Origin of the sequence: Mycobacterium sp. Marseille-P9652 (assembly GCF_902652685.1) — a bacterium.
Lineage (GTDB): Bacteria > Actinomycetota > Actinomycetes > Mycobacteriales > Mycobacteriaceae > Mycobacterium.
The window spans coordinates 54,315-73,429 of sequence record NZ_CACRUY010000024.1; the positions used below are offsets into that span (position 1 = coordinate 54,315).

Annotated in this window: 1 pseudogene; it reads left to right on the forward strand. The window is 72.4% G+C overall.

Going from position 1 to position 19,115, the window contains the following annotated elements:
• Nucleotides 1-9: 9 nt before the first annotated feature.
• Nucleotides 10-19,115 (forward strand): annotated as a pseudogene (locus GPY60_RS14535) (amino acid adenylation domain-containing protein); the annotation flags it as partial.

The window sequence follows — 19,115 nt, forward strand, 5'->3', positions numbered from 1 at the left end:
CATCGCCGAACGGCGCTGGAGCGCGCCGTCGCCGGCGTCTTCGCCGAGGTGCTGGGCCTGGAACGGGTAGGCGTCGACGAGTCGTTCTTCGACCTCGGCGGCGATTCCCTGTCGGCGATGCGGGCGGTCGGCGTTGTCAACGCCGCCCTGAACGCCGATCTCAAGGTGGGCGCCATCTTCAACGCGCCCACCGGCACCCAGCTGGCGTCGCGCATCGGGGGCGACGCCGGCGGAATCAGGCCGTTGGCCGCCGTCGAGCGCCCGCCGGTGATCCCGTTGTCGTACGCGCAAAGCCGGCTGTGGTTCATCGACCAGCTGCAGGGCGCCTCGCCGGTCTACAACAGGTCCGTCGCGATGCGGATCAGCGGACCACTCGACGCCGACGCGCTCGAGGCGGCCATCGCCGACGTCGTGGGCCGCCACGAGATCCTGCGCACCGTGTTCCCGGCCGTCGACGGGATACCGCGGCAGGTCGTCCTCCCACCCGAAAAAGCGTCATCCGCTTGGCGGTTCGTCGATGCGACCGGCCTCCCGGCGGGCCGGATCACCGAGGCCGTCGAGGAGGCCAGCCGCCACGGCTTCGACCTGGCCGCCGAACTGCCGATCCGCACAACGCTTTTGCGTACCGGCGACCAGGATCACATCCTGGTGATCACGCTGCACCACATCGCGGGGGACGGCTGGTCGATCGGTGTGCTGGCGGCCGACCTCGGTGCGGCCTATCTGGGCCGCAGCGCCGGCCGGCCGCCGGGGTGGGTCCGATTGCCGCTGCAGTACATCGATTACACGCTGTGGCAACGGCACAACCTCGGTGACCCGGCCGACCGTTCCAGCCCGCTGGCCGCACAGGTGGAGTACTGGGCGAACGAGCTGGCCGGGATGCCCGAGCGCCTGCAGCTGCCCACCGACCGCCCCTACCCGCCGATCGCCGACCACCGCGGCGACACCGTCACCGTGCAGTGGCCGGCGGAGCTGCAGCGGCGCGTGCGCTCGGTCGCCCACGAGCACAACGCGACCGCCTTCATGGTGGTCCAAGCCGCGCTGACCGTCCTGCTGTCCCGGCTGAGCGGCAGCACCGATGTGGCCGTTGGCTTTCCGATCGCCGGAAGGGGCGACCGCGCGCTCGAGGGGCTGGTGGGTTTCTTCGTCAACACCTTGATCCTGCGTGCCGATCTGTCCGACGATCCCACCTTCGCCGAGCTGCTCGCGCAGGTTCGCGGGCGCAGCGTCGCCGCCTACGAGCACCAGGACGTGCCCTTCGAGGCGCTTGTCGACCGGCTCAACCCGCCCCGTTCGCGGACCCATCACCCCCTCATCCAGGTGATGCTGGCCTGGCAGAACTTCGGCTTCTCCTACGACGACCCCGCGGCCGGACTGGCGCTCGGCGAGCTGAAAACCACGCCCGTCCCGATCAGCAGCCGCACCGCCCGCATGGACCTCGCCATCTTCCTGACTGAGCGCTTCACCGACGACGGCGAGCCGGCGGGCATCGGCGGCACGGTCGAATTCCGCACCGACGTATACGACATCACCCGCATCGAGGCGCTGATCGATCGGCTGGAAGCGCTGTTGACGGCGGTCACCGAAGACCCGGGACGACGGGTGTCGGCGACCGAGCTGCTGGTCGGCGCCGAACGCGCGCGGCTCGACGAGTGGGGCCGGCGGGCGATGCTTACCCGTCCCGCACCGCCCGGCCTGTCGATCCCGGCGGCGTGGGCGGCGCAGGTCGCCCGGGCGCCGGACGCGCCGGCGGTGACCCATGTGGGTTCGTCGTGGACCTATCGCGAGGTCGACGAGGCGTCAAACCGGTTGGCACACTTGCTGTCCGGTCACGGCGTCGGGGCCGGAGACCGCGTGGCGCTGCTGCTCCGGCGTTCGGCGCACGCCGTCATCGCGATCCTGGCGGTGCTCAAGACCGGCGCCGCCTACCTGCCCTTGGACCCCGGACTGCCCGCCGACCGCCTCGACTTCATGGTCGGCGACGCCGGGCCCGTCGCTGCCATCACTACCGCGGAACTGGCCGGGCGGCTGCACGGCCTGCCGGTGATCGACGTCGGCGACCCGCGGCTGGCGCAGTGCCCTCCCACCCCGCCACCGGCACCGGCCGCCGACGACATCGCCTACCTGATCTACACCTCCGGGACCACCGGCACGCCCAAGGGCGTCGCGATCACCCACCAGAACCTCACTCGGCTCGTCATGTCGTCCGACGTTGGTGCGCAGGGAGTTTGGTCGCAATGGCACTCCTACGCGTTCGACTTCTCCGTGTGGGAGATCTGGGGCGCTCTGCTGCGCGGGGGACGCCTGGTCGTCGTGCCGGAGTCCGTGTCGGGCTCGCCGACCGACTTCCACGACCTGCTGATCGCCCAGAACGTCACCGTGCTCACCCAGACCCCCTCCGCCGCAATGGCGTTGCCCACCGCGGGCCTGGAAGGGGCGACCGTCCTCATGGGCGGGGAGGCCTGCCCCGCCGAGGTGGTCGACCGGTGGGCCCGGGGCCGCGAGGTGATCAACGCCTACGGACCGACCGAGACCACCATCTACGTGACGCTCAGTGCGCCGCTGCGCCCGGGTTCCGGCGCGGCGCCCATCGGCTCGCCGGTCGGCGGGGCGGCGCTGTTCGTGCTCGACGGCTGGTTGCGGCCGGTGCCCCCCGACGTGGTGGGCGAGCTGTACATCGCGGGTCTCGGTGTGGGCGTGGGATATTGGCGCCGGCCCGGGCTGACGTCGTCGCGGTTCGTGGCGTGTCCGTTCGGTGGGTTCGGTTCGCGCATGTACCGCACTGGCGACCTGGTGCGCTGGCGCCCGGACGGTCAGCTCGAGTACGTCGGTCGCGGCGACGAGCAGGTGAAGATCCGCGGGTACCGCGTCGAGCTCGCCGAGGTGCGGGCGGCGCTGGCGGCGGTCGAGGGTGTCGCGCAGGCCGCGGTGGTCGCCCGCGAGGACCGCCCCGGTGACCGGCGCCTGGTCGGTTATGTGACCGGCACCGCGGATCCGGCCGCGGTGCGCGGCGCGCTGGCCGGGCGACTGCCCTCGTACCTGGTTCCGTCGGCCGTCGTCGCCCTCGACGCGCTGCCGCTCACCGTCAACGGCAAGCTCGACGTTCGGGCCCTGCCGGCACCGGAGTACGTCCCCGCCGGCCGCTACACCGCCCCGGCCGACCCAATCGAGGAGATCCTGGCCGGCATCTACGCGTGGGTCCTCGGCGTCGAGCGGGTGGGCATCGAGGAGTCGTTCTTCGACCTGGGCGGGGATTCGTTGTCGGCCATGCGGGTGGTCGCCGCGGTCAACGGGGCCCTGGACGCGAACCTGGCGGTGGGCACCCTGTTCGACGCGCCAACGATCGTCGAGCTGGCGCCGCGGATCGGCCGCGGATCGGACTGCACCGCCCCGCCGGTCGCCGTCGAGCGGCCCGCTGTCATCCCGCTGTCGTACGCGCAGAGCCGGCTGTGGTTCCTCGACCAATTGCACGGTCCCTCAGCGGTGTACAACATGGCCGTCGCGCTGCGCCTGCGGGGGCGGCTCGACACCCACGCGCTGCGTGCGGCGCTGGCCGACGTGGTCGGCCGCCACGAAACGCTGCGCACGGTCGTGTCGGCGGCGGGCGGGCCCCCGCGGCAGGTGATCCTGGCCGCCGATCACGCCGGCCTCGGCTGGGAACTCGTCGATGCCACGACCTGGTCGGGGCACCGGCTGGAGGAGGCCATCGGCGCCGAGGCTCGCCGCCCCTTCGACCTGACGGCCGAAATCCCGCTTCGCGCGGCGCTTTTCCGCACCGCCGAGAGCGACCACGTCCTGGCGATCGTGCTGCACCACATCGCCGCCGACGGCTGGTCGGTCGCCCCGCTGGCCCGCGATCTCGGCGAGGCCTACGCCGCGCGCAGCGCGGGGCGGGCGCCGGCCTGGACCCAATTGCCGCTGCAGTATGCCGATTACACGCTGTGGCAGCGCTCGCGGCTGGGTGAGCTCGACGACCCCCACAGCCCCATCGGCGCCCAGCTGGCGTATTGGGAACGCGCACTGGCCGGGCTGCCCGAGCGTCTGCACCTGCCCACCGACCGCCCGTACCCGCCCGTCGCCGACCATCGCGGCGCCAAGGTGGTCGTGGACTGGCCGGCGGCGCTGCAGCGACGCGTGCGCGACGTCGCGCGGGAACACAACGCGACGAGCTTCATGGTGGTCCAGACGGCGCTCGCGGTGCTGCTGTCCGGCCTGAGTGGCAGCACCGACGTCGCGGTCGGGTTTCCCATCGCCGCGCGCGGCGACTCCGCGCTCGACGGCCTCGTCGGCTTCTTCGTCAACACCCTGGTGCTGCGGGCCGACCTCGCCGGCGACCCCACCTGTACCGAGCTGCTCGCCCAGGTGCGGCAGCGCAGCCTGGCCGCCTACGACCACCAGCAGGTGCCCTTCGAGGTGCTGGTCGAGCGGCTCAACCCACCCCGGTCGCTCGGCCACCACCCCCTGATCCAGGTGATGCTGGCCTGGCAGAACAACATTCCGGCCGACCTCTCGTTGGGTGACGTGCGCGTCACGCCGGTTCCGGTCGACACCAACACGGCGCGCATGGACCTCACCTTCTCCCTCGCCGAGCGCTGGACCGACACCGGTGAGCCCGCCGGGATCGCCGGCACCGTCGAATTCCGCACCGACGTCTACGACGAGGGGTCCGTCGAGACGCTGATCGGCCGGCTGCACAGGGTGCTGGCCGCCATGACCGCCGATCCCGCCCGGCGGATGTCGTCCGTCGACCTGCTCGACGACGAGGAGCGCGTGGCCGTGGCCGCGTCGGGGAATCGGTCCGTGCTGACGCGTCCCGCGCTGCCGCCGGTGTCGATTCCGTCGGCCTGGGCCGCCCAGGTCGCCCGCACCCCCGACGCGGTGGCGCTCACCTGCGCGGGCGCGGGGATGACGTACCGAGACCTGGACGAGGCGTCGTCCCGGCTGGCGCACCGGCTGGCCGAAGCGAGTGCCGTCCCGGGAGCCGTTGTGGCCCTGCTTTTTCCGCGCTGCGCCGAGGCGATCGTGGCGATGGCCGCGGTGCTCAAGACCGGGGCGGCGTACCTGCCGATCGACCCGGCGCTGCCCTCGGCGCGTATCGATTTCATGCTCGCCGATGCCGCGCCGGTGGCGGCGGTCACCACCGCCGAACTGGCCGACCGGCTGTCCGGTCTCCCTGTCATCGACGCCGGCGACCCGCGCACCGCCGCCTACCCGTGCACGCCGCTGCCCCCGCCGCCGGCCGACGACGTCGCCTACCTGATCTACACCTCGGGCACCACCGGAACCCCCAAGGGCGTGGCCATCGCCCACCACAACGTCACGCAGCTCTTCGACGCCGACGGATTCTTCGAAAGTCCGTACCGGGACGCGTCATTCGCCGCCGCCCAGTGGCACTCGTACGCCTTCGACGTCTCGGTCTGGGAGATCTGGGGAACGCTGCTCGCCGGCGGGCGCCTGGTGATCGTGCCCGAGTCGGTGGCCGCGTCGCCCGACGACTTCCACGACCTGCTGGCCGCCGAGCGGGTGGACGTCCTGAGCCAAACGCCCTCCGCCGTCGCGGTTCTCCCGCCGCAGGGCCTGGAGTCGGCCGCCCTCGTCGTCGCCGGCGAGGCCTGCCCCGCCGAGATCGTCGACCGGTGGGCGCAGGGGCGGGTGGTGATCAATGCCTACGGCCCGACCGAGGCGACGGTGTACGCGTCGATGAGCGCCCCGCTCGCACCCGGTTCGGGTGCCCCGCCGATCGGCTCACCCGTGCGCGGGGCGGCGCTGTTCGTGCTCGACGGGTTGCTGCGGCCGGTGCCGCCCGGTGTGGCGGGGGAGCTGTACGTCGCGGGTCGCGGTGTGGGCGTGGGCTATTGGCGCCGGGCCGGATTGACCGCGGCACGGTTCGTCGCGTGCCCGTTCGGCGCGCCCGGCGCCCGGATGTATCGCACCGGCGATCTGGTGCGCTGGCGCTCGGACGGGCAGCTCGACTACCTCGGTCGCGCCGACGAGCAGGTCAAGATCCGCGGCTATCGCGTCGAGCTCGGGGAGGTCAGGGCCGCGCTCGCCGCCCTGCCCGGGGTGGACGGCGCGGCCGTGGTCGCCCGCGAGGACAGGCCCGGTGATCGGCGCCTGGTGGGGTACGTCACCGGCACGGCGGACCCGGCCTCGGCGCGCGCGGCGCTCGCCGAGCGGCTGCCGTCCTATGCGGTGCCCGCCGCCGTGATCGCGCTGAAGACGTTGCCGCTCACCGTGAACGGCAAGCTCGACGCGCGGGCCCTGCCGGCGCCCGAGTATGGCGGCACGGATGGCTACCTCGCCCCGACCACCCCCGTCGAACGGATCCTGGCCGACATCTACGGCGAGGTCCTCGGGCTCGACAGCGTGAGCACCGAGGATTCGTTCTTCGATCTCGGCGGCGACAGCATCCTGGCCATGCAGGTGGTGGCGCGCGCCCGGGCGGCCGGCGTGACAATCCGCCCGCGCGACATCTTCGTCGAACAGACCGTCGCGGGGCTCGCGCGGGTCGCCGCGGTGAGCGACGGCCCGGCCGCGCCGCCCGACGATGGCGTCGGCGACGTCGCGCCCACGCCGATCATGCGCTGGCTGCGGGGGATCGGCGGGCCGACCGGGCAGTTCAACCAGACCGTGGTGCTGCAGGCGCCGGCGGACGCCACGGTCGCCGACGTGCAGGCCGTGCTGCAGGCCCTGCTGGACCGGCACCCCATGCTGCGGTTGCGGTTCGACGGCGAGGGCGCGCGGGCGAACGAGCCCGGCTCGGTGGCCGCGTCCGACTGTCTGCGCCCGGTGGACGCGTTGTCCGAGGAGGCGCTGCGGCTGGCCCGATCGCGGTTGGACCCGGCCGCCGGGCGGATGCTCAGCGCCCTCTGGGCCTCCGACACGGGCCGGCTGGCGATGATCGTCCACCACCTGGCCGTCGACGGCGTGTCCTGGCGGATCCTGTTGGGAGAGTTGGCTATTGCGTGGTGTCAGCTCTGCGAAGACCGCCCCGTCGCGCTGCCACCGGTCGGGACGTCGTTTCGCCGCTGGGCGTCGCTGCTGGCCGAGCACGCCCGGGCGCCGGAGGTCGTCGACCTCGCGGACACGTGGGGTCGGGTGGCGGCCGTCCCAGCCGCCCTGCCGGCCGCGCGCGCGGGCGGGGACACGCTGGCCACCGCCGGACGCCTGTCGATGGCCCTGGACACCGACACCACCCGGCGCCTCCTCGGTCCCGTGCCGGCGGCCTTCCACGCCGGCGTGCACGACATTCTGCTGATCGCGTTCGCGCTGGCGTGGGCCGAATTCCTGGGCACCGGCGCGCCGATCGGCATCGACGTCGAAAGCCATGGCCGACAGGAGGATCTGGCCCCCGACGTGGACCTGTCGCGCACCGTCGGCTGGTTCACCGCGAAATACCCGGTGGCGCCGGCGGTCGGCGAGGTGGCCTGGGCAGACGTGGTGGCCGGCGACGCGGCGCTCGGGGCCGCGGTCAAGAACCTCAAGGAACAGCTTCGTGCCCTCCCCGACGGGCTGACCTACGGCCTGCTGCGCTACCTCAACTCCGACGTCGACCTGCCCGAGTGCGACCCGGCGATCGGCTTCAACTACCTGGGTCGCGTGAGCGCGCCCGGCGAAAGCGAAAGCGGCTGGCGCATCGAGCGATTCGTCGACGGGAACGCGGGGCTGCCCATGCCGCTGGCACACACGGTGGAGGTCAACGCCGTCACAGTCGACGCCGGCGCCGGACCCAGCCTGCGCGCCGACTGGATCTGGGCCCCATCGGTCCTCGACCGCGAGCAGGTCACCCGGATCGGGCAGTTGTGGTTCGACGCCCTGGCCGGAATCTGCGCGCACGTCGACCGCGGCGGCGGCGGGCTGACGCCCTCCGACATCCTTCCCGCGCGTCTGAGCCAGCGGCAGATCGACGAACTTCAGGCGCGCTTCGCGCTCGCGGACGTCCTGCCGCTGACGCCCGTGCAGCAGGGACTCCTCTTCCACGCCGACGCCGCGGGGGGCGAGGACTTCTACGCCGTCCAACTGGATTTCGCCGTGACCGGACCCCTCGACGCCGTCCGTCTGCGGGATGCGGTGTGCGCCGTGGTCGCCCGGCACCCGAACCTGGTGGCCCGGTTCGTCGGCGATGTGGACGAGCCGGTGCAGGTGATCCCCGCCGATCCCACGCCGGCGTGGCGGTACGTCGACGCCGGATCGGGAGCATCCGAGGGGGACATCCGGCGGCTGTGCGCCGCCGAACGCGCCGCCGCCTGCGGCCTGTCCGGCGAGGCGCCATTCCGGGCCGCCCTGATTCGCCTCGCCGACAAACGCCATCGCTTCGTGCTGACCAACCACCACATCGTGGTCGACGGCTGGTCCATGCCGGTCGTGCTGCGGGAGATCTTCGCCGCCTACCACGGGCACCGCCTGCCCGCGCCGGTGCCCTATCGCAGATTCGTTGCGTGGCTTGCTGATCGGGACCTCGACGCGGCGCGCTCGGCGTGGCGCACCGTCTTGGCGGGCCTCGAGAGCCCCACGCTGGTGGGCCCCCCGGACCCGATCGGCCGCGGCCCCCGCGGCGCCACGCTGTTCCACCTACCCGCCGGCACCACGCGCGGGGTGCGCGCGCTGGCGCGTACCCGTCACACCACCGTCAACGTGGTGCTGCGGGCCGCCTACGCCCAGCTGCTGTGCCTGTTGACCGGCCGGCACGACGTCACCTTCGGCACCACGGTCTCGGGGCGGCCGCCCGAGATCGCCGGCGCCGAGACCATGGTCGGCCTGTTCATCAACACGGTGCCCGTGCGGGCGATTGTCACGGCGGACACGACGATCGCGGAGCTGATCGATCAGCTGCGTGACAGCCACAACCGGACGCTCGAGCACGAGCACCTCGCGCTGCGGGACATCCACCGCACCGCCGGACTCGACCGGCTTTTCGACACCCTCTTCGTCTTCCAGAACTACCCGCTCGACCCCCTGCCGCCCGGTGCCCAGGAGCTGGCCGTCGCCGAGATCACCCGGCACGACTACAACCACTACCCCCTGACGATCCAGGCCCTGCCGGGCGACGAGCTGGGCCTGCGCTTCGAGTACGACACCGACGTCTTCGACCCGGAAAGCGTTGCGGAGCTGGGTGACCGGTTCGAGCGTGTGTTGGCGGCGATGGCGGCGCAGCCGGAGGGACGGGTGTCGTCGGTGCAGGTGCTCGACGCCGGTGAGCGTGCGCGGCTGGACCGCTGGGGTAACCGCGCGGGGCTGGCCGGGTCGGCGCCGGTGGGGGTGTCCCTTCCGGCGTTGTTCGCCGAGCAGGTGGCGCGCACGCCCGATGCGGTGGCGGTGACGTGCGGGGCCCGGTCGGTGAGTTATCGCGAGCTCGACGAGGCGGCGGCTCGGGTGGCGCGGGTCGTGGCCGGATGCGGAGCGGGGCCGGGATCCACGGTGGCGGTGGTGATGTCGCGGTCGATCGAGGCGATCGCGGCGATCGTCGGTGTGCTGCGAACCGGGGCGGCGTACGTGCCGATCGACCCGGCGGTGCCGTCGGCGCGGCTGGAGTTCCTTCTCGCCGACGCCGCGCCGGTGGCGGTGGTGAGCACGGCGGCGCTGGCGGGTCGGTTGGCCGGGTGCGGCGTCAGCGTGGTCGATGTCGACGACGCCATCGCGAATGGCGCTGCGGCCACGGCTTTGCCCGCCGCGGACGCCGAAGACCTCGCCTATGTGATCTATACCTCGGGCACCACGGGTCTGCCCAAAGGTGTTGGCATGACGCATGGCAACGTGGTGGCGCTGTTCGAGTCGCTGCGGGGACATGTGCCGGCGGCGGGGGTGTGGTCGTTGTGGCATTCCCTGGCCTTTGATGTGTCGGTGTGTGAGATGTTCGGGGCGTTGTTGACCGGGGGCCGGCTGGTGGTGGTGCCCGAGTCGGTGGGGCGCTCCCCGGAGGACTTCCACGCCCTGCTGGTCACCGAAGGCGTCACCGTGCTCAGTCAGACGCCGTCGGCGTTCTACGCGCTGCAAACCGCTGACGGGCTGGCCCCAGTTGCGGGGCTCGACGTCGAGGTGGTGCTCATCGCCGGCGAGGCGTTGGAGCCGCGCCGGCTGCGCACCTGGCTACAGCGCCATCCGGCGATGCCGCGGCTGCTGAACCTGTATGGGACGACCGAGACGACGGTGCACGCGTCGGTGCGCGAGATCGGCGCCGCCGACGCCGATTGCCCGTCCAGTCCGGTGGGGCGTCCGTTGGCGCACCTGGGATTTTTTGTGCTCGACGGCTGGCTGCGTCCGGTGCCGGCGGGGGTGGTGGGGGAGTTGTATGTCGCCGGTCCGGCCCTCGGCGTGGGGTATTGGCGCCGGCCGGGGTTGAGCGCGGCACGGTTTGTGGCGTGCCCGTTCGCCGGGCCCGGCGCGCGGATGTACCGGACCGGGGACCTGGTGCGCTGGGACCGCCACGGACAACTCGACTACGTCGGACGCGCCGACGACCAAATCAAGCTCCGCGGCTACCGCATCGAACTCGGCGAAATCGAGAGCGCGCTGCTGGACTGCCCGCAGGTCGACCAGGCCGTCGCCACCGTGCACCGCGGCGCCAACGGGGGCGCCAACCTCGTCGCCTACCTCACCCTCGCGCACACGAACGATCGGGACGCCGCACACGACGCCGAGATCGTCGGACAGTGGCGGGACCTGTACGACGAACTGTACGGCGCCGACGCAGAAAAGGCGTTGTTCGGCAACGACTTCCGCGGCTGGGACAGCAGCTACACCGGCGAACCGATCCCCCTCGAGGACATGCGGGAGTGGCGCTCCGCCACGGTCGACCGCATCATGTCCCTGCGGCCGCGGCGCGTGCTCGAGATCGGCGTGGGCGCCGGCCTGCTGCTGTCCCAGATCGCCCCGCGGTGCGAACACTACGTCGCGACCGACCTTTCGGCGGTGGCCGTCGACAACCTGGCCCGCTCGCTGGAGCGCCTGCAGGTCGACTGGCGCGAGCGCGTCGAACTGCTCGCCCGACCCGCCCACGTCACGACCGGATTGCCACACAACCACTTCGACACCATCATCCTCAACTCCATCGTCCAGTACTTTCCCAATGCCGGATACCTGACCGAGGTGGTCGACAACGCCCTGCGGCTGCTGGCCCCCGGCGGCGCGCTGTTCATCGGAGACGTCCGCAACCACAGCCTGCACGCCGCGTTCCACACGGCGATCGCGCTGGCCCGCGGCGACGGCGCCGCCGACGCCGCGGAGATCCGCCGGCGGGTACGGCGCGCCATGGTCAGCGAGACCGAATTGCTGTTGGCGCCCGAGTTTTTCACCGCGTGGGCCGCAACGCACCCGTCGGTGGCCGGCGTCGGTGTCGAGGTCAAACGCGGGCTGGCCGAGAACGAACTCAACCGCTACCGCTACGACGTCGTCGTCCACAAGACGCCCGCACCCGTGCGGTCGCCGAGCGCCGCGCCGAGCTGGGAGTGGACCGACTGCGCCGGAATCGGCGGGCTGCGCTCGAAGTTGACACACGCCCGCCCGGATGCGGTGCGCGTCACCGGCATCCCACGCTCCGGGCTGATCGCCGACGTCTGGGCCGAACGCGGACTCCCGCCGGACGACACATTGCAGGCCGCCACACCCGAGCAACTGCACCGCCTCGCCGAGACCACCGGATACCGGGCCGCAGTGACCTGGGGCGCCGAAACCGGAACTCTCGACGCGGTTTTCATCGCTCCGGGCGGCGACGCCTCCCTCACCGACGTCTACCTGCCGCACCACCGCGCCACCCACGCGAATGACCCGCACGCCAGCGCCACGGTCAGCGCGGTGCGGCAGCGGCTCGGCGCGAGGCTGCCCGACTACATGATGCCGCACATCGTGGTGCTCGACGAGTTCCCGCTTACCACGTCCGGCAAGCTCGACCGCGCGGCGCTGCCCCAGCCGGAGTACCAGGACGACGAGCACTACCGCGCTCCCGGCAACGCCGTCGAGGAGGTCTTGGCCGGCATCTACGCCCAGGTGCTGGGCCTCGAGCGGGTCGGCGTGGACGAGTCGTTCTTCGACCTCGGCGGTGACAGCATCCTGTCGATGCAGGTCGTGGCGCGGGCCCGGGCGGCCGGGGTGACCTGCCGTCCCCGCGACATCTTCGTCGAGCAGACCGTCGCCGGGGTGGCCCGCGTCGCCGGGATCGCCGAGGGTGCGGCCGCCGTGGTCGACGAGGGTCTCGGCCCCGTGATGAGCACGCCGATCATGCACTGGTTGCAAGGGCTGGGCAGCATCGCCGGTCCGATCGAGCAGTTCCATCAGGCGGTGGTGGTGCAGGCCCCCGCCGGCGTCACCGAGGCGGACGTGCTCGTCCTGCTGCAGGCCCTGCTGGATCGGCACGCCATGCTGCGGTTGCGGGTGGAGGAGCACGCGGCGGGCTGGTCGGCACGGGTGCCTGAACCGGGTTCGGTGAACGCGGGCGGCTGCCTGCAGTCGGTCGACGTGCTGTCTGGCGAGGCGCTGGCGAAGGCCCGCTCCCGCCTGAGCCCGGCCGCCGGGGTCATGCTGAGCGCGCTGTGGGTCGCCGACACCGGCCAGCTGGCGGTCCTGATCCACCACCTGGCCGTCGACGGGGTGTCGTGGCGGATTTTGTTGCAGGATTTGAACGTTGCGTGGGCCCAGCACCGGACCGGGCGGCCCGTCGCCTTGCCGGCGGCCGGGACCTCGTTCGCCCGATGGGCGTCGCTGCTGGCCGAGTACGCGCGCCGCCCGGACGTCGTGAGCCAGGCCGGGGCGTGGCGGCGGGCGGCGGTCCCGGTCGCGCTGCCGGCGCCGGGTGCGGACACGTTCGACGCCGCCGGGCGCATGTCGGTGGAGCTGGACGCCGAGACCACCCGGACGCTGCTCGGCGCGGTGCCGGCGGCATTCAACGCCGGCGTGCAGGACATCCTGCTGATCGCGTTCGCCCTGGCGTGGACCGAACATCTCGGCACCGGCGGCGCACCGATAGGCATAGACGTCGAGGGCCACGGCCGCCACGAGGAGCTGGCGCCCGACCTCGACCTGTCCCACACCGTCGGCTGGTTCACCACGAAATACCCCGTCGCGCTGGCGATCGGCGGTCTGCGGTGGGCGCAGGTGGTGGCCGGTGACGCGGCGCTGGGAGCGGCGGTCCGGGACGCGAAGGAACAGCTTCGTGCCCTGCCGGAGCCCCTGACGTATGGTGTGCTCCGATACCTGAACGACGACGTCGACCTGGCCGGTCCGGACCCGGCGATCGCCTTCAATTACCTTGGCCGCGTTGGTGCTCCGGCCCATGAGCGTTCGGGCGACGTGTGGCGGGTGAGCCCCGGGGCACCGCCGGCCGCGGCCATTCCCCTGCCGATGACGCACACGGTCGAGGTCAACGCCGTGACGCTGAGCGGCGAGGACGGCAGGGCCGGCCCTCGCCTGCAGGCCAACTGGACGTGGGCGCCCTCGGCGCTCGACGACGCGGCGGTGGCGCGGGTCAACCAACTCTGGTTCGAGGCGCTGACCGGCATCTGCCGGCATGTGGGATCCGGCGGCGGCGGGCTGACGCCCTCCGACATCGCGCCCGCGCGGCTGAGCCAGCGGGAGATCGACGAGTTGCAGGGCCGATACCGGGTCGCCGACATCCTGCCGCTCACCCCAGTCCAGCAAGGCCTGCTCTTCCACACCGGCGCCGCCCACGGCGATGACGATGTCTATGCGGTGCAGCTGGAATTCACCGTCACGGGTCCCCTTGAGCCGCAACGCCTCCGCGAGGCGGTGCACGCCGTGGTGGCCCGGCATCCGAACCTGGTCGCCCGCTTCTGCACGCAGTTCGACGAGCCGGTGCAGGTGCTCCCCGCCGACCCCGCGCCGGCGTGGCGGTATGTCGAACTCGACGGCGAGCGTCCCGACGACGAGATCGAGCGGGTGTGCGCGGCCGAGCGGGCGGCGGTGTCCGACCTCGCCGGCCAGCCGGCCTTCCGGGTTGCGCTGCTTCGCCTCGGCGACGACCGGCACCGGGTCGTGTTCACCAACCACCACATCGTCGTCGACGGCTGGTCGATGCCGATCCTGCTGCGCGAGATCTTCGCCGGCTACCTCGGGCAGCCGCTGCCCCCGGCGGTCCCGTATCGCAGATTCGTTGCGTGGCTTGCCGATCGGGATCTGGCCGCGGCCGAGGCGGCCTGGGCTGAGGTGTTGTCCGGCTTCGACACCCCCACCCTGGTCGGGCCGCCGGGCAGCCCGACCGCGGGGCCGCGCGGCGTGCTGTCGTTCAGCATCCCGGTCGACTCGACCGCGGCGATCGGGGAACTGGCCCGCACCTGCCACACCACCGTCAACGTCGTGCTCCAAGCCGCCTTCGCGCAACTGCTGATGTGGCTGACCGGCCAGCGCGACGTCGCCTTCGGCGCCCCGGTCTCGGGACGCCCACCCGAGGTGGCCGGCGCCGAGTCGATGGTGGGGTTGTGCATCAACACCGTCCCGGTGCGCGCGACCGTCACCCCGGAAACGACCACCGCGGACCTGCTCGACCAGTTGCACACCGCCCACCACCGCACGCTCGAGCACCAGCACCTCTCGCTGCGCGACATCCACCGGATCACCGGCCACTCACAGCTTTTCGACACCCTCTTCGTGTACGAGAACTATCCCCTGGACGCCATGCCGGCGGGCGCCCAGGGTCTGGCCATCACCGACATCAGCAGCCGCGACTACACCCACTACCCCCTGACCATTCGCGCGCTCCCCGGACCCGCACTGGGCCTGCGCGTCGAATTCGACACCGACGTGTTCGACGCGGAGACCGTCGAAACGCTGATCGGGCGATTCCGGCGGGTGCTGGCGGCCATGACCGGCGAACCGGAGCCCCGGTCATGAGGGCCGACCCCACCCGCCGGTTGCTGTCCATCGACGTGCTCGACGCCGACGAGCACGCCGGCCTGAAGGGCTGGGGCAACGCGGCGGTGCTGACCCGCCCCGCCCCGGCCGCCGCGCCGATTCCCGCGCTCTGGGCCGCCCAGGTCGCGCGGACACCCGACGCGCCGGCGCTCACCTTCGCGGGCCACTCGCTGACCTATCGTGGGCTCGACGAGGCCGCCAACCGGCTCGCGCGCCGGCTGGCCCGTCACGGGGCCTGCCCGGGAACCGCTGTGGCCCTGCTGCTTCCGCGGTCCGCCGACGCGATCGTGGCGATCCTGGCGGTGCTCAAGACCGGGGCGGCCTACCTCCCGATCGACCCGGCGCAGCCCGACGCGCGGCTCGACTTCATGCTCGCCGACGTCGCGCCGGTCGCCGCGATCACCACGGCGGCCCTGCGCTCCCGCCTGGACGGGCGCCACCTCCGGGTGGTCGACGTGAACGATCCCGCGAACGGTGAGCCGTCGGGGCCCCTGCCGGAGGCGGACGGCCCGGCCGGCCCGAATGCCGATGACATCGCGTACTTCATCTACACCTCGGGCACCACGGGCGTGCCCAAGGGAGTCGCCGTCACCCACCGCAACGTCACCCAACTGGTGGAGTCGCTGCGCGCGCGCCTGCAGCCCGGGCCGGGCGTGTGGACCAACTGCCACTCGCTGGCGTTCGACTTCTCGGTCTGGGAGATCTGGGGCGCGCTGCTCGGCGGCGGGCGGCTGGTCGTCGTCCCCGAGGAGGTGGCCGCCTCACCCGACGACCTGCACCACCTGCTGGCGACCGAGCGCGTCAGCGTCCTCAGCCAGACCCCGGGCGCCGTGGCGATGCTCTCCCCCGAACGCGTCGACTCCGCGGCCCTCGTCGTGGCCGGGGAGGCCTGCCCGGCCGAGGTGGTGGATCGGTGGGCGCCGGCGCGCGTGATGGTCAACGCCTACGGTCCCACCGAGACCACGGTGTACGCCTCGATGAGCGCGGTGCTGACGCCGGGTTCGGGTGTGCCGCCGATCGGGTCGCCGGTGCCCGGGGCGGCGTTGTTCGTCCTGGACCGGTGGCTGCGGCCGGTGCCCGCCGGCATGGTGGGTGAACTTTACGTCGCGGGTCATGGTGCGGCGGTGGGGTATTGGCGCCGGCCGGCGCTGAGCGCCGCGCGGTTCGTGGCCTGCCCGTTCGGCGGTCGGGGAACCCGGATGTACCGCACCGGTGACCTGGTGCGCTGGCGGCGCGACGGGCAATTGGAGTACCTCGGCCGCGCCGACGAGCAGGTCAAGATCCGCGGGCACCGCATCGAACTCGGCGAGGTGCGCGCGGAGTTGGCCGGGCTGCCCGGGGTGGAGCAGGCGGTGGTCATCGCCCGCGAGGACCGCCCCGGTGACAAGCGCCTGGTGGGGTATGTCACCGGAACCGCCGACCCCGCCCGGGCGCGCGCCGCACTCGCCGAGCGGCTGCCGGCCTACATGGTGCCGGCGGCAGTGGTGGGCCTGCAGGCGCTGCCGCTCACGGTCAACGGCAAGATCGACATCCGCGCCCTGCCGGCGCCCGACTACCGCGCAGCGGAAAGTTACCGCGCCCCGGCCGGGCCCACCGAGGAGATCGTCGCCGGCATCTACGCCCGGGTGCTCGGGCTAGACCGGGTGGGGGCCGACGACTCCTTCTTCGACCTGGGCGGCGATTCCCTCTCCGCGATGCGCGTGATCGCCGCGATCAACACCGCCCTGGACGCCGGCCTCGCCGTGCGCGCACTGTTCGACGCGCCGACGGTCGCGCGGCTGGCGGCGTGCGTCACCGGGGACGCCTCCCGGCGGCGGCCGTTGCTGCCGATCGAGCGGCCCGCCGTCGTCCCGCTGTCCTTCGCCCAGGGCCGGCTGTGGTTCCTCGACCAATTGCACGGCCCATCACCGGTTTACAACATGGCCGTGGCGCTCCGTCTGAGCGGCCGCCTCGATCCCGGCGCGCTGGGTTCCGCGCTCGTCGACGTGGTGACCCGGCACGAAACCCTGCGCACCCGGTTCGCCGCCCCCGACGGGACGCCGCGCCAGCTGGTGCTCCCGGCCGATCGGGCCGACTTCGGTTGGCAGGTCGTGGACGCGACCGCATGGCCGGCGGCTCGCCTGACCGAGGCCATCGGGGAGACGACGCGGCACAGCTTCGACCTGGCTCGCGAAATCCCCTTCCGCGCAAAGCTGTTCCGGATCGATGACGACGAACACGTGCTGGTGGCCGTGGTGCACCACATCGCCGCGGACGGCTGGTCGGTCGCGCCGCTGGCGCGTGACCTGGGTGCCGCCTACACCGACCGGAGCGCGGGCCGCCGCCCCGCCTGGGCCGAATTGCCCGTGCAATACGTCGATTACACGCTCTGGCAGCAAGAGATTCTCGGCGACCCCGCCGACCCCGACAGCCCCCTCAACGCCCAGCTGGCCTACTGGGAGCGGGCCCTCGCCGGGCTGCCCGAGCGCTTGGCGCTGCCCACCGATCGCCCCTACCCGCAGGTCGCCGACCACGTCGGAGCCACTGTGGCCGTGGATTGGCCGGCGGCGTTGCAGCAACGGGTGCGCGACGTCGCCCGGGAGCACAACGCGACGGCCTTCATGGTCGTCCAGACCGCGCTCGCCGCACTGCTGTGTGGCCTCGGCGGCGGCACCGACGTGGCGGTGGGTTTCCCGATCGCCGGTCGCGGGGATCCGGCGCTCGATCCCCTGGTGGGTTTCTTCGTCAACACCCTGGTGCTGCGGGTCGACCTGACGGGCGACCCGACCTTCGCCGAACTGCTCGCGCAGGTGCGACAACGCAGCCTCGCCGCCTACGACCACCAGGACGTGCCCTTCGAGCTGCTGGTGGAACGCCTGAGCCCCACCCGATCCCTCACCCATCACCCCCTGGTCCAGGTGCTGCTGGCGTGGCAGAACTTCGCCGGCCACGGCGGCGACCCTGCCGCCGGGTTGGCCTTCGGCGACGTCCGGGCGACCCCGCTTCCCGTCGACACCCATTCCGCCCGAATGGATCTCACCTTCTCCCTGTACGAGCGCTGGACGGAATCCGGTGAGCCGGACGGCATCGGCGGCGCGGTCGAATTCCGCACCGATGTCTTCGATGCCGAGAGCATCGAGGCGTTGGTGTGCCGGTTGGAGCGGGTGTTGGCCGGGATGACGGCGCACCCGGAAGCCCCGGTGTCGACGGTGGAGGTGCTCGACGCCGATGAACGGACCCGTCTGGACGGCTGGACCAACCGGGCGGGTTTGAGCCGGATCGGGCCCCCGCCGTTGTCGATTCCGGAATTGTGGGCGGGGCAGGTGGCGCGCACGCCGAATGCGGTGGCGGTCAGCTGTGGTGGCCACGCGCTGACCTATCGCGAGCTCGATGAGGCCGGCGAACGGGTCGCGGCCGTGTTGCGCGGATACGGGGCCGGGGCGGGAAGCCTGGTCGCGGTGCTGCTGTCGCGTTCCGCAGAGGCGATCGCGGCGATCGTGGGGGTGCTCAAGACCGGTGCGGGGTACGTGCCGATCGATCCGGGCCTGCCGGCCGAGCGGGTCGGGTTCATGCTCGGTGACGCCGCGCCGGTCGCGGTGGTGACCACCGCGGCGTTCGCCGATCGCCTTGGTGAGCGCGGTGTGCCGGTGGTCGACATCGATGACGCCATCGCCAACGGCGTTGCGGGCGTGGGGGTATCCCCGCCGGCTGCCGATGACCTCGCCTACGTGATCTACACCTCGGGCACCACGGGGGTGCCCAAAGGCGTCGGCATCACGCATGGCAACGTGGTGGCGCTGTTGGAGTCGCTGCGGGGGCAGGTGCCGGCGGCGGGGGTGTGGTCGCAGTGGCATTCGCTGGCGTTCGACGTGTCGGTGTGCGAGATGTTCGGGGCGCTCCTCAGCGGGGGCCGGCTGGTGGTGGTGCCCGAGTCGGTGGCGCGCTCGCCCGAGGACTTCCACGCCCTGCTGGTCGCCGAAGGCGTCACCGTCCTGAGCCAGACGCCGTCGGCGTTTTCTGCATTGCAAAGCGCGGACGGTTTGGCGGCGGAACGGTTGGCGGTTGAGGTCGTGTTGTTGGCCGGCGAAGCGGTGGACCCCGGCCGGCTGCAGAACTGGTGGGGTCGTCATCCGGACAGCCCGCGCGTGCTGAATCTGTATGGGACAACGGAGACGACGGTGCATGCGTCGGTGCGTGAGCTCGGTCCCACCGATGCGGACACGACCCGCAGTCCGATCGGGGTGCCCTTGGCGCATCTGGGCTTCTTCGTCCTCGAT